This is a genomic window from Aromatoleum toluclasticum ATCC 700605, from assembly GCF_000378245.1.
GTDB lineage: Bacteria > Pseudomonadota > Gammaproteobacteria > Burkholderiales > Rhodocyclaceae > Aromatoleum > Aromatoleum toluclasticum.
This window is the reverse complement of the sequence record NZ_KB899495.1, coordinates 113,895-127,089: the sequence shown is the minus strand read 5'-3', so window position 1 is coordinate 127,089 and position 13,195 is coordinate 113,895. Positions and strand designations below refer to the sequence as shown.

The 13,195-nt window shown below is 65.9% G+C and carries 13 protein-coding genes and 2 pseudogenes; 4 read left to right on the top strand and 11 right to left on the bottom strand.

From position 1 onward, the window contains the following. Nucleotides 1-30: 30 nt before the first annotated feature. The 9 genes and pseudogenes from F464_RS31590 to F464_RS0110000 form a co-directional block, all read right to left on the bottom strand. A complete protein-coding gene (locus F464_RS31590; protein ID WP_018989670.1) occupies nt 31-330 on the bottom strand; it encodes an ISAs1 family transposase in 300 nt (99 codons plus the stop codon). 238 nt (nt 331-568) lie between these two features. After that, nucleotides 569-1,705 carry an ABC transporter permease gene (locus F464_RS28210; RefSeq protein WP_018989669.1) on the bottom strand — a complete coding sequence of 379 codons (1,137 nt, stop codon included), beginning with the start codon at nt 1,703-1,705 and terminating at the stop codon, nt 569-571. Then, nucleotides 1,702-2,838 carry an ABC transporter permease gene (locus F464_RS0110025; protein WP_018989668.1) on the bottom strand — a complete coding sequence of 379 codons (1,137 nt, stop codon included), beginning with the start codon at nt 2,836-2,838 and terminating at the stop codon, nt 1,702-1,704. The genes F464_RS28210 and F464_RS0110025 overlap by 4 nt, the downstream gene beginning before the upstream one ends. Before the next feature lie 70 nt (nt 2,839-2,908). Next, nucleotides 2,909-4,402, bottom strand: coding sequence for an ATP-binding cassette domain-containing protein (locus F464_RS0110020; protein WP_018989667.1), 1,494 nt, complete (start codon nt 4,400-4,402; stop codon nt 2,909-2,911). Then, entirely contained in the window at nt 4,392-5,558 is a 1,167-nt protein-coding gene (locus tag F464_RS0110015; RefSeq protein ID WP_018989666.1) for an HlyD family secretion protein, read from the bottom strand. Before F464_RS0110015 ends, F464_RS0110020 begins: the two co-directional genes overlap by 11 nt. A gap of 182 nt (nt 5,559-5,740) precedes the next feature. Beyond that, complete coding sequence (locus F464_RS31315; protein WP_018989665.1) at nt 5,741-6,283, bottom strand: hypothetical protein; 543 nt, start codon at nt 6,281-6,283, stop codon at nt 5,741-5,743. Between the two features lie 162 nt (nt 6,284-6,445). Further along, nucleotides 6,446-6,571: pseudogene (locus tag F464_RS32025) on the bottom strand (YHS domain-containing protein); the annotation flags it as partial. Nucleotides 6,572-6,756: 185 nt separating this feature from the next. After that, nucleotides 6,757-7,146 carry a hypothetical protein gene (locus F464_RS28200; RefSeq protein ID WP_232428882.1) on the bottom strand — a complete coding sequence of 130 codons (390 nt, stop codon included), beginning with the start codon at nt 7,144-7,146 and terminating at the stop codon, nt 6,757-6,759. A 250-nt stretch (nt 7,147-7,396) separates the two neighbouring features. After that, the gene (locus F464_RS0110000; RefSeq protein ID WP_018989663.1) at nt 7,397-8,662 is read right to left on the bottom strand and encodes a hypothetical protein; all 1,266 of its coding nucleotides are present in this window, start codon (nt 8,660-8,662) and stop codon (nt 7,397-7,399) included. 119 nt (nt 8,663-8,781) lie between these two features. Here F464_RS0110000 and F464_RS30905 point away from each other — a divergent pair, with 119 nt between their 5' ends. Beyond that, the gene (locus F464_RS30905) at nt 8,782-8,907 is read left to right on the top strand and encodes a CopK family periplasmic copper-binding protein (RefSeq protein WP_269744903.1); all 126 of its coding nucleotides are present in this window, start codon (nt 8,782-8,784) and stop codon (nt 8,905-8,907) included. Nucleotides 8,908-8,943: 36 nt separating this feature from the next. Here F464_RS30905 and F464_RS0109990 read toward each other — a convergent pair whose 3' ends face one another. Both F464_RS0109990 and F464_RS0109985 read right to left on the bottom strand, forming a co-directional pair. After that, complete coding sequence (locus F464_RS0109990) at nt 8,944-10,344, bottom strand: multicopper oxidase family protein (RefSeq protein ID WP_018989661.1); 1,401 nt, start codon at nt 10,342-10,344, stop codon at nt 8,944-8,946. A 16-nt stretch (nt 10,345-10,360) separates the two neighbouring features. Beyond that, nucleotides 10,361-11,821, bottom strand: a complete 1,461-nt coding sequence (locus F464_RS0109985) for a TolC family protein (protein WP_018989660.1) — start codon at nt 11,819-11,821, stop codon at nt 10,361-10,363. 268 nt (nt 11,822-12,089) lie between these two features. Between F464_RS0109985 and F464_RS32020 the strand changes: the two are divergent. The 3 genes and pseudogenes from F464_RS32020 to F464_RS30895 all read left to right on the top strand — a co-directional run. Continuing rightward, nucleotides 12,090-12,311: pseudogene (locus tag F464_RS32020) on the top strand (DUF2933 domain-containing protein); the annotation flags it as partial. Further along, entirely contained in the window at nt 12,298-12,951 is a 654-nt protein-coding gene (locus F464_RS0109980; RefSeq protein WP_018989659.1) for an HD-GYP domain-containing protein, read from the top strand. The pseudogene F464_RS32020 and the gene F464_RS0109980, both read left to right, overlap by 14 nt. Before the next feature lie 16 nt (nt 12,952-12,967). Further along, the gene (locus tag F464_RS30895) at nt 12,968-13,168 is read left to right on the top strand and encodes a hypothetical protein (protein WP_018989658.1); all 201 of its coding nucleotides are present in this window, start codon (nt 12,968-12,970) and stop codon (nt 13,166-13,168) included. Nucleotides 13,169-13,195 lie beyond the last annotated feature (27 nt).

The window sequence follows — 13,195 nt, the reverse complement described above, 5'->3', positions numbered from 1 at the left end:
TAGGTGGGGCAGGGCTCTCGCAATCTAATGTCATACCTTGATTCCCGGCAGCTCGGTACGCCCGTCCTCGGTGGTGGTCTCGGAACGGGACACTTCCGCGAATTTGTCGTCGACACCGGTCTGGGCGAGCAGGATCGACGCGGCAAACTTCAGATGGTTATCCTTTGCGCACATCACGTAGCCCGCCTTGCGCGCGCATGGTGCCGGCGTGTCGGTCTGCGTGCCCATCGCGTCGAAGGTGACGATACAGCCCCCGAGTCGAAGATTGGTCAGCAACTCCCGGATGGCCGTGATCTCGTTTGACTTCTCCGCGGTGGCCGTCTGGCTCAAAGCAATGAAGACAAGGATGCCGAAACGGGCCTACACGGAGCGATTTCGAGACTCTGGCATCGGTCAAGTTACGCCCAACAAACTTTCAATAGTCCGCCGGAGTTCCGCGCCGTTGCCAGGGCTGGCGAGAAGTTGTTTTGAAAGAAAAGTCGCGTAAGTGTTTGATTTAGCGTGTTAGGCAGCAACGGTGCGACGGCTGCGAGGATCAAGTGGAGGTCGCTGCGGTGTCGGGAGCCCATCACGCGTATAGGGCGCGCTTGAGCCGCACGACGCCCCAAGTGCCGAGTAGCGCGGTGGCGGCGGCAAGGGCGGCGAAATGGGGCCACAGCATCTCGAGACCGATCCCTTTCATGAGCACCCCGAGCGCGATCTCCATGTAGTGGCGCACCGGGCTGAGGTAGGACAGCCACTGCATGGCCTGCGGCATGCTCTCGACGGGCACCGTCGTTCCGGAGAGGAACATCAGCGGAAACAGGACGAGGAAGGCCAGCAGCAGGGCCTGCTGGAGATTCTCGGCGAGTGTGGCGATGAAGAAGCCGATCGACAGAAAGGCCGCCAGTGCGAATGCCGACGCGAGGATGAACAGTGCCAGGTTGCCGGCCAAGGGCACCCCGAAGAGTTTCGCGATCACCAGGCTGGGGGCCAGTGTCAGCATGCCGACGGTGAAAGGGGGCAGCGCCTTTGCCGCGATCAGCTCGTGGCTGCGCAGCGGCGTGACGATGAGCTGCTCGATGGTCCCCGACTCCTTTTCGCGCACGAGCCCGGCTGCCGCCGTGATGACCCCGACGAGAAGACCGGCCACGACGATCATCGACACCGCCATGAAGTGGCGGAACTCGAGCTGCGGGTTGTACCAGATGCGCGTTTCTGCGCGCACGCCGGGCAACTCGACCGCCACGCCGTGGCGGGCGGCGTGCTCGACGAGCACGTCGCGGGCAAAGCCGCCCACGATCGCCACGGCATAACCCCGCGCTGCATTTGCGGTATTGGCGTTCGTTCCGCTCAGCAGGACCTGCACCGCCGAAGGTCGGCCAGCGTCGATGTCTTGCGCGAGGCCCGCAGGGATGATCAGCGCGAGGTCGGCGCGGCCCGAATCGAGGATTCCGTCGATCGCGCGCAGGCTCGTCGCCGGAACCAGTTGCCCGAAATAGTCGGTTGCGGTGAAACGTTCCACCAGGCGGGCGCTGATCTGCGAACGGTCGCCGTCGTAGACCGCGAGCTTCAGGTTGGACACGTCGAAGGAAAGTGCCACTGTGCACATCACCATGTCCGCCGTGTAGATGAAGACGACCAGCGCGACCAGCAGGCGGTCGCGCAGGAACTGGCGGAACTCCTTGCGGACCGCTGCGGCCAGACGTCGGGCCGAGGCGTTCATCTCGCCACCTTCTTGCGGAGGGACAGGCTGGCCGCGCCGAACAGGACGATCGCATAGAGCCCGAGCAGCGCGAGGTTGCCCCACAAATACTCGATGCCGACCCCCTTGAGGAACAGGTCGCGGCTGATGTCGTTGAAGTAGCGTGTAGGGAACACATACGTGTAGAGCTGCATCACGTACGGCATCGTGGCGATCGGGAACAGGAAGCCGGAGAACAGAAAGGAAGGCATCAGCGTGCCCACCAGCGACAGGAACACCGCCGCGACCTGTGTGCGCGCCACGGTCGATACGGCGACGCCGAGTCCGACGGTCACGAAGACATACAGCAGCGAGGCGCCGAGAAGCAATGCGAGGCTGCCGCGGAGCGGAATGTCGAACCAGTACGTCCCGACGACGAGCACGAGCAGCATTTCGGCAAACGCGATCGCCGCATAGGGAAGGATCTTCCCGAGGATGAACAGCGCGGGACTCACCGGCGACACATAGATCTGCTCGATCGTACCGCGCTCGCGCTCGCGCACGATGGCGAGCGCGGTCAGCATTGGCGGGAAGGCCATCAGGAGGACGGCAAAGAGCCCCGGGACGATGTAGTTCACGGTCTTCATCGGTGCGTTGTACCAGACGCGGCTTTCGAGCCGCAGCGGCGGTGGCGCATCGAGACCGAGCTCGGCGAGGCGGCGTTCGGCGAGTCCGCTCGAGAAGCGGTTGACCACAGCCGCGAGATAGTTCGACACGATCAGCGCAGTGGGCGAGAACGAGCCGTCGATGAGTAGTTGCACCGATGCCTCGCGGTCGGATCCGAGCGTGCGCGAGAAGTCGGGCGGAATCAGGATCACCACCGTCGCCTCGCCCCGATCGAGCGCGGCATCCACCTCGCGGGGTGACATCAGGTTGCGATGCAGACGGAAGTAGCCGCTCTGCACGAAGGCCTCGACGAAGCGCTGGCTGTCCTGGGTACGGTCCTGATCGTAGACGGCGATCGGCACGTCCTCGACATCCATCGAAAGGCCGTAGCCGAATATGAACAGCAGCAGGAGAGGAAGCAGCACGGCCACGGCGAGCGTGATCGGATCGCGCACGACTTCGATGAATTCCTTGCGAACGAGCGCCCGAAGCACGCGCCAGGTGTTCATTTTCTTGCCGAACTCCGCGTGCCCGCGAGGAAGAACCGCGGCGATCCATGGAGTCCGCAGCGGGCGCCGTTCATGCCGTTCCCCTGCGCGTCACCAAGGCGATGAAGATGTCTTCGAGGGACGCTCCGTCGTACCGGGCACGCAGGCTCGGCGGCGAATCGATTGCGAGGAGACGGCCACGGTCGATGAAAGCCACCCGATCGCAGCGCTCGGCCTCGCGCATGTAATGGGTGGTGACGAGCACGGCGGTACCGGCACGACCGATGTCGCCGATAAGGCGCCAGAAGGCATCGCGCGATACCGGATCGACCCCGGATGTCGGTTCGTCTAGAAACAGCACCTCCGGTTGGTGCAGCACGGCGCAGCCGAGCGCGAGGCGCTGGCGCAGCGCCCCCGACAGGTTCTTCACCAGGCTGCGTTCGTGCCCGCCGAGTCCCGCGAGCCGCAGCACCCACGCGCGCCGATCGGCCATCGTCTCGCCCGCGAGGCCATAGAGCGCGCCGAAGAACTCGATGTTTTCGTCAACGGTGAGGTCAAGGTAAAGGGAGAAGCGCTGAGACATGTAACCGATGCGACCCTTGACCTCCACCGGCTGAGCGGCCACGTCGATGCCGGCGACCGTGATGCTGCCGCCGTCGGGCGGCAGGATGCCGCACAGCATTCTGATCGTCGTGCTCTTGCCCGAGCCGTTCGGACCGAGAAGGCCGAAGATCTCGCCGCGCGCCACGGAGAAGCTCATGCTCTCGACGGCAACGAAGGTGCCGAAGCGTCGGACCAGTCCCGCGACGCGAATGGCCTCGCCCTGCGTTTCGGGACGCGGCCGGTCGGGCGCCGCTGGCGCCGCCGCGGCGTCCGCCGCGAGGAGTACCTTGACCCTCTCCTCGAGATCCCCCCCGAACGTTGCCGGCCGATCGCAGGCGAGCAGGCGCCCTCCGGACAGGATGGCGACACGGTCGCATGCGGCCGCTTCGTCCATGTATGAGGTCGTGACGACAATCGTCTTGCCGCGCTGGTGGAAGTCGCGCAGCATGGTCCACAACTCCCGGCGTGAGATCGGATCGACGCCGAGCGTCGGCTCGTCGAGCACGAGGATGTCGGGCTCGTGTATGAGGCTGCAGCAAACGGCAAGCTTCTTCTGCATGCCGCCCGACAGCGCACTGGCGCGCCGGTCGAGAAAGGGGGCGAGGCCCGAGAAACTCAGGAGCTGTTCGCGCCGGACGCTGAACGCCTCCTCCGGCACCGCGCGGATGGCGGCAAAGAACTCCAGGTTTTCGGACACGGTCAGATCGCCGTAAAGCGAATACGCCTGGGCGACATAACCGAGGGAAGCGTTGATCCGCGCGGCGTCGCGGACGCTGTCGAGACCCGCCACCGTGACGCTGCCTGCGCTGGGGTCGAGGATTGCGCACACCGTCTGGAGAAGGGTGGTCTTGCCCGCGCCGTCGGCGCCGACGATGCCGAAGAGTTCTCCGTGCCGAACGGCCAGCGAGACGTCGTCGAGGACGGTCCGCGCGCCGAAGCGGCGCGACAGCGAGCGGATGGCGATCACTTCGTCAGCGTTCATCCGCGGGCCCAACCCTGATCCGGACGTCGGCAGGCATGCCGGGCTTGAGCAGGCCTTCGGGGTCCGCGAGGCGTATCTTGACGCCGAACACGAGCTTTTCGCGCTCGTCCTTCATGTGCACCTCCTTGGGCGTGAATTCCGCCTGCTGGGCGACTTCGCTGACCTTGCCGGCAAACGTCCGCCCGGGATACGCGTCGACGGACACGTCCGCTGAGCTGCCCAGACGGACGCGTCCGGCCTCGCGCTCCGCCACGTAGACCCGGACGTAGAGATCTTCGAGATTGACCACGGTCGCAATCGGGCGTCCGGCGGCAACGAGTTCGCCGGGCTCCACCAACTTCGCCATGACCGTTCCCGGGGACGGTGCGAGGATGCGTGTGTCGGCAAGTTGTGCCTCGATCTCCTCGACCCGCGCGCGCGCCGCGTCCACCTGGTTCGCGGCAGTGCCCCGCGCGGCGATGACGCGCTCGCGCTCGGCCGCGATCCGTTTGACGTCACGTTCGCGGATCTCGATCTCGCCCGTTGCGGCACTGGCTTTCTGGCGTGCGGCGAGCGCCTCCTCGGCGGCCCGGCGCGCGGCGGTGAGCCGGGCTTCGGAGGCCCGTCGGCGAGCGGCCACTTCGTCGAAGTAGTTGTGGCTCACGAACCCTTGCGCGAGCAAGTCCGCGAAGCGTTCGTAGACCTTGGCGTCCTGCGCCGCCTGGGCTTCGGCCGCGGCCACCTCGGCTGCGGCCCGCGCAAACGCCTCCGCGGCGCGATGCACCTCGTGGGATGTCGTACCCGCCACGACACGGGCGCCGAGCTGTGCCTGCCCGGCTGTCTCGTCGAGCACTCGCGCCTGGGCGTCGAGTTCCGCGACCAGGCTCCGGGCCGCCGCCACCTGTGCACGCGCCTGCGCCGATCGCGCCTCGAGTTCGCGGGCGGCAATCTGCGCCACGAGCTGGCCGGCCGCCACCCGATCGCCTTCGCGCACGGCAACCACCTCGGCGATGCCGGGAATGCGCGCGCTGAGCGTCACCTCCGTACCGCGTACCTGGCCGCTCGCCTCGAGGATGTCGCGTACCGGAGCTGGACGAAGCGCGAACCAGCCTATGCCCAGCGCGATGGATAGCGCCACGATGGCGAGGACGATCTTGCGTGCATGGGTCTTGATCATCTCAACGTTGCCCCTTCGCGACAGTCCCGGCCGAAGGATTCGGCGACCGGGCAAGCCCCGCGATTCGGACGAAGCATCCCGGAACTCGGCGGATCATCTGCAGGGTGCAGGACGCGCCTCTTCCGACGTGCCGCAGCAGCCTCTCCGATGTGCGCTGCCAGGCCTGTCCGCCCCGCTGAGCGTCACCGACGCCGGTATTCGAATACCGCTTCGACCGGCCTTGCCGCGCCGGGCAACTGAGCCTCGATCGTGATGCGGTACGGCCCCTCGCCATGCAGGGCGAAATAGTTGCCGAAACTCACCGTGTCCTCAATGCGCATCGGCTCGAGCTTCCTGAGTGTGCCGGCCATGCCCAGTTCCGCCACCGTCGCCTTCACTTGCGCGTCGGTGATGCGCGCGCCGCTCTTGTCGAAGAGCGCGACGAGCAGGTGATAGTCGTTCTTGCCGGACGGAGCGCCGCCATGCATCGTTTTCTCTTCGTGGGTGGGCTGATGCTTCCCCGCGACCTTGGCGGGCAGGACGCCGTAGTAGACGTCGATGCCGTCCACGACCTGATGAAGTCCCGTTTCGGCCGCCAGCGCCGTCCCCGCGGCGGCGAGCCCGAGCGCCAACACGAATGCGTGACGCTTCTGCAAGAGTTTTCGCAACATGATGTTCTCCTTCTCTGGTCTTATGGTCCCACCGCCGCGCTCGGTCTTGAACGCGGTTTCCTTGTCGACGACCATGCCGCAAATCGGGTCCTTTGCCTGGTCCCTGGACGTCCTACCGGGTGTGGCTAAAGACGCTGCAGGATGGACATCGGCACCGCCCGAATGGGCGTGGGTATGTACATGTACGGCCTGCGAGAAGGGGGCCGCGGCGGAAACGGGTGACCTGATATAGGCCGCGGGATTGGCACGGAATTTGTCGAGACAATGCGCCGAGCAGAAGTAGTAGCGTCGTCCCTCATGTTCAGCGCTGCCGGCCGCCTCGTGCTCCGTGACGTGCATCGAGCATACCGGATCGATAGCCATGATCGGCTCCTGCTGCAGTCTTGCCCCGCGCGAAGTGCCCCAGCCGGAATCGAAGCCGCCCCCGGGCGCGCTGTCGCCGGAGGCGGGTGCGTTGCTTATCTAGCCGGTGCCGCCTTTCGTCCCGCCTGCCCGCGCATCGACTGCTCCATCATCATCTGCATCATGTCGAGGCGCTTTTCCATCTGCTACATCCGGGCCATCATGCCCATCTGCATGCTGCCGTCGCCGGGTCCGCCCTGTTGTCCCATCATGGCGCCCATGCCCGAGCCCATCATCGGGCAGCCCATCATGCCGTCCTGCATTCGGCGGGCCTGCATCATGTTCTCCTGCATCGTCATCATGTGCTCGGCAATGGCCTTCTGGCGATCCTCGTCGGTTTTCGCCTTGGCGACGCGCTCAAGCTGCCCCTGCATCTCCTTGACCTTGTCCTGCATCTTCTGCAGCGTTTGTGCTGGCGCGTCAGCGGGAGCTTGCGCAGACGCGGCTGCCTGCTCCGGATGGTGGGCGTCGTCCGCATAAGCAGGAATGGCCAGACCCAGGGACGCTGCCATGGCGGCTATGAGGATGCCCTTCATGAGATGACCCCTCCTGCGAATTTTCATCGACATCCGGCGATCACTACGGCGTCTCGACGCACCTCAATGATGCCGGTCAGGATGAGAGGCGTCGCTGAGGTAACGGGAGAGCACATTGCCGCGTAACAATAGTATGCACATTGGTTCCAGACTGCAGCGTTACCCGAACATTACATCTGCGTAATCCGTGACTGGTGAGACGCAAAGGACTCGCGACGCGACGTGCTCTATCGCCCGTGCCCCGATGCCCTTACAGGGACTTGGAGATTTCCATGAGCGGCTTGATGCCGGAACCGAATCGGGCGATCGCTTCGCGGTGCTGTCGTAGTTCACTATAGGGCAGATAACGGATTCCGAGTTCCGCCACGCGTGAGAAGGCGGGCCGCCGCAATTGCTGTTGGACCTCGTGTTGCCGGTTGTCCGGCGCGACCAGGAACAGGGGGCTGCGCGCGGCGATCTCGGTTCCCAGTGCCAGGTCGAGCATGCGCACGATGCCGGAGTAGATGGACGTGGAATGCTCGACCTCGAATGCCGCGGCGACCCGGTCGCCGTCGCGCGACACCCACAACACGTCGATCAGTCGCACCGAATCGAGCCCGCCGGCGATCGCGTCGGGAAGGGCGGGCAGGCAGCCATCTGCGAGTCGCCCGGCGCCGTACGCGCGGCTCCTGTCGTTCGACGCAATCCATATGTCATGTCCGAGCGCAAGGCCGAGGTCACGCAGCCAGCCCTGGATTTCGGTATGGGTGGCATCGTTTTCGCATTCCTGCCGCAACCGCCGCTCGGCCGCCGCGGCCTCGTCCCGGACACGCTGCAGGTCGGCGGCCCAGGCCTGCATGGCCGCATCGTCATGCGCGGGCGGCGGGGCGACGTAGCGGCCGGAACCGATATCGAACATCAAGCCGGCGATTGCGCCGAGATCGTTGGACAGTTGCGCCCGATGCCGTTCGTTGATCCGGACCAGACCTTCCCGCATCGAAAGATAGTGATTCCAGCGCCCGAGCTTGACGTTGCCGCCGGTGACGGCATTGAATCCCTTGACGATCGCCGTGTTGAACGGCGCCATCAGGGTAGGGTGAATGAAGTAGAGCAGATTGGCGACCGCGGGGCCGAGACCCTTGATACCCATCGCGTCGATGCGGCGGATTGCACCGTCGATGGCCTCCGTCGTGTCGCAGCAGTCGCAGGAATGGAGCAGGTGGCCGAATGCGCGTTGATTGGCCGCGTTCTCGTAGATGTCCGGGATGCGGAGCTTCGGTTTCCAGAGGAATGCGTGATCGGCTCCCTTGAAGATCTGCCGCTGCTCGGCGATCGAGCCGACGACGGTCTCCAGCGACGATCCTCGATAGGCGTTCCCGAAGCTGCCGGCCTCGATCTCCTGCACAACCTGGGCGATGCCGCGCCGGATCGAGCGGAAATTCTTGAGGCGCTCCTCCCACAGGAACCAGCTGTTGTAGGTGCTGTGCGGGTCGGCCTTCCACTGCTCGATCAGGCGCGCCAGGGTCTCGTGCTGCATGAAATCTCCTCTCCCGTGCGAAGGCATCGATGAGTGCAGAATTGAACTGACATGAATGTAATCCGTAGGTCATCGGGAAGTCGAGACGGGTTGGCTAGCATGGGGGGGCTCCTCCCGAACTGCAGTCGCCGAATTCGGGGGAAGGGGACGTCATGGAAACCCGCGACGGCCGGAAGATCGTCATGAACGGCGACGAGATCTGGCGCCGCGAACGCGCGGTCCATCCGAACCGCGCTGGTCGCTGAGAAAGCCTGGGCGATCCGCTTCGGGCGGCGGCACGCCTAGTGCGCCGCCCCGTGCCGCGTCGGCTTGCGTACGGCGAGTGCGAGCGTGGAAGTCGTTCGAGCGCGGTCGGCGGATCCGCCGGGAGCGGCCGAACTGCGCTCGGGCTCGGGAACTTCGCCGGTCCACTCGTACGCGAGCGATCCCGATGGATGCTTGAACCAACCCGGGTCGGAATAATCGCCCGGTTTCTGGCCGCGGCGCACCTTCATCACCGTGAACATGCCGCCCATCTCGAGGGCGCCGAAGGGACCTTGCCCGGTCATCATCGGCAGGGTGTTGTCGGGCAGCGGCATTTCCATTTCGGCCATGTCGGCCATGCCGCGTTCGCCCATCAGCATGTAGTCGGGCACGAGCTTCTGGATCTTCTCGACGAGGCCGCGGTGGTCGACGCCGATCATCGTCGGCACGCCGTGCCCCATCGCATTCATCGTGTGGTGCGACTTGTGGCAGTGCAGCGCCCAATCGCCTTCCTCGTCGGCGATGAGCTCGATCTGGCGCATCTGGCCGACCGCGACGTCGACGGTCACTTCCGGCCAGCGCGAGGCGACCGGCGTGGGGCCGCCGTCCGTGCCGGTGACCTCGAACTCGTGGCCGTGCAGGTGAATCGGGTGGTTGGTCATCGTGAGATTGCCGATGCGGATGCGCACGCGGTCGTTGCGGCGCACGTTCAGCGAATCGATGCCCGGAAACACCCGGCTGTTGAAGGTGAAGAGGTTGAAGTCGAGCATTGTGCTCACGCGCGGCGTGGAACTGCCCGGCTCGACGTCGTAGCTCGACAGGAGGAAGCAGAAATCGCGATCGACCGTGCGGATCAGCGGGTGGGCGTCCTTCGGGTGGGTGATCCACATTCCCATCATGCCCATCGCCATCTGCACCATTTCGTCGGCATGCGGGTGATACATGAAGGTGCCCGGCCGGCGCGCGACGAACTCGTAGACGAAGGTCTGGCCGGGCGGAATCTGCGGCTGGGTCAGGCCGCCCACGCCGTCCATCCCGTTGGGCAGGCGCTGGCCGTGCCAGTGGATCGACGTGTGCTCGGGGAGGCGGTTCGTGACGAAGATGCGGACACGGTCCCCTTCGACGACTTCGATCGTGGGGCCGGGCGACTGGCCGTTGTAGCCCCACAGGCGAGCGGTCATCCCGGGCGCCAGTTCGCGTTCGACCGGCTCGGCGACGAGGTGGAACTCCTTGATGCCGTCGCGCATGCGCCACGGCGCCGTCCAGCCGTTCAGCGTGACGACGGGGTGGTACGGACGCCCGGAAGGCGGAGCGAGCGGCGGCATCGTCGCCGCGCTCGTCTGGCTTGCCGCTTCGGGAAGCGCGGCGAGCGCAACCCGGCTCACGGCGGAGGCCGCGAGCAGCCCCGCGCCGGCGAGGAAATGTCGTCGTGAGTTCATGGATGCCATCTCCGGATCAGTGTCCGCCGCCACCGGCATCGCCGGAAGGGGCGAGGCCCTGCAGGGAAAACGGTGCCACGGGGGTGCCGAGGAGAGCCGCGTCGAGCGTGGCATCGGCCAGCCAGAAGTCGCGCTCCGCTTCGATGGCATGGATCACGCTGGTGATGCGCGAGCGGGCGTCGGCAAGGAGCTCGAAAACGTCCGTCAGCATCCCGTTGTACTGCAGCACCATCTCGTCGGAGATGGTCTGGCGCAGCGGCACGATCTCGTCGCGGTAGTGGCGGGCGAGCGCCTGGGTGGTTCGCCAGGCGGCATGGCTCTCGCGTACCTGCGACGCCGCCTCTGCGCCGACCTGTGCCGTGCGGTTCAGGGCCGCGAGGTAGCGCGCCTCGGCGCCGGCGCGGGAGGCATCGCCGAAGTCGAACAGCGGCAGGGGCAGCTCGACCTCGAAGCCGCGTTGCCGGCGCTCGCCCGTCTCGCGGTTATCGATGCCGGCGACGTGCAGGCCGTTGACGACGCTGGTGACCCGCGTGAGGCCGAGCTCGCGCGCCGTGGCCTCGAGCTCGGCGCGGGCCAGCCGTACGTCGAGCCGCTCGTCGAGTGCGGCTTGGGTGACTTCCTTCTCGTCGCGTTCGACGGCGGGCAGATCGGGCAGTCGATCGGGCAGTTTGAGTCGTGCTGCCTGGGCGGCCGGCAAACCGAGGAAGCGTATCAGTGCTTCCCGGCTGGCGGCGGCCTGCTGTTGCGAGCGGGCCAGTTCCGCGACCGCATCGCTATGGAAGGCCTGCTGGCGCGCGCGCTGCAGCCGGCTGAAGTTGCCGGCGCCCTCCATACGTCGTGCGAGCTCGGCGGCGGCCTGCGCCGCGTCGGCCACGTCCTGCCGATAGCGCGCCACTTGGTTAGCCGAGACGGCACGGACCCAGGCGCGGCGCACGTCAGCGACCAGCGTCACGAGTGCCACCGACGCCTGCAGGCGCGTGGTCTCCTGTCGCTGCGCGGCGCGCTCGCGGCGGGCCGGGAGCAGCAGGATGTCGAACAGCGAGATGCCGAGCGTCCGTCCGAGTTCGAGTTCGCGTCCGTCGTGACCATTGCGCACGAGCCGCTCGAAAGTGAATACCGGGTTGGCGATGCGTGCGGACTGGGTCGCGTCGGCCGAGGCAGCGGCCGCTTCGGCGAGCAGGACCTGGAGCGCCGGGCTGTAGCCGAGCGCGATGCGGACCGCTTCGTCGGCCCCGAGCGGGGATGCAAGCAGGCCCTCGACCTCCTGCATCATGTCGTGACGTGCTTCCTCGGATCGCAGCCACCGCAACTCGGATCCGAGCCGTTGACGGCCGAACTCGCCCAGGGTCGCGAAATTGTCGTCGACGACGCTCGTCGCACAACCTGCGAGCAGCAGGGACGTGCAGAGCGCCGCGACTGCCGGACCGGCCGGCACCGCGAGCAGGCCGAGCAGCCCGTACGGCTTGAGTCTCTGCATGGGTGTCCCCTCAGGGGTTGTCGTTATTCGCCGCGCTCTCCGGCCGGCATGAAGACATGATGCGCGAGATCACTCGACGGATTGCTGACGCCGGGATTACATCTTTGCAAGGTATGCGGATCCGCTGCGGGCAAGCGTGACGGGTGTCGGATTTCGGTTGGCCTCCAGAAAATGACAAAACTGCAATAGCAGGGGCAACCTGTGGTCGGGGCATGCGATCTATGATGGAAGCTCCTGAAGGGAGCAACATCATGCATTCGCACGCGCCTGCCCGCTGACGCATTTGTTCATGCAACAGGGTCACGGCGGGCATGGACCTCCCAGGAGGAGTCATGCAGCGAGGGCGACAAATGCAGCAGCACGATGCCAGCAAGCGGACGAGCGAGGTTTGCCCGGGCGGAGCCGAGCCGGATGCACACCGATGCGATTGCTGTGGCCGGACCCTTGTCCGCTCCTTGCCGGCCCAGGAAGACGGCGTGCATGTCTGTGAGCCCTGTTTCCTCGACCGGCAGCGCGCCGCTCGGGGTGCCACCGAAGATCCTTATGCGACTTTTGCCGAAGCGCTCGCGGATCTGCTGGACCTGCGCGAACACGAAACCGGCCAGCATTCGCGTCGCGTTGCATGCCACACGCTCATCCTCGCGAAGCGCTGCATCGCCGACGCAGCCCAGCTGCGCGAAATCTATTGGGGAGCCCTGCTGCACGATATCGGCAAGATCGGCATCCCGGACCGGGTGCTGCTCAAGAATGGCCCCCTCCGTGCCGACGAGTGGATGCTAATGCGCCGGCACGCCGATGACGGCTACCGGGTCGTCAGCCGACTCCCCGGAATGGCCGATGCCGCCGATATCGTTCTTTGCCACGAGGAGCGTTTCGATGGCACGGGGTATCCGCGCGCCCTGCGCGGCACGGAAATTCCGCTCGGTGCCCGGTTGTTTGCGGTCATTGACACGCTGGATGCAATGACGTCGGACCGTCCATACCGCAAGGGCCTGCCCTTCGATGCCGCGAAGGCCGAGATACTGCGCCTGAGCGGCCGGCAATTCGACCCCCAGGCGGTCGATCTGTTCGTTGCCGAAGAGGGCACATTGAGACGCATGGTCGCGCTGAAATGCACCGAGGTCCCATAGGGGCGGGAGAGCCACCATGAACTGGATATCGGAGAACGGGCTATGGATCCTGCTGGCGATCGGAGCGCTCTTGCTGCTTCGCCACGGACACGGCCACGGCAAATTATTATTCGGCGGACTGTTCGGTGGCGACCGCGACGAGGGGAGCGGGAGGCGAGCCACGTTGACCAGCGATGGGCCGAGGTCGGCATCGATTCTGTACGCGGCACGGCGGTGAGCATCGAGGGCGGGCTAACGTCAATCT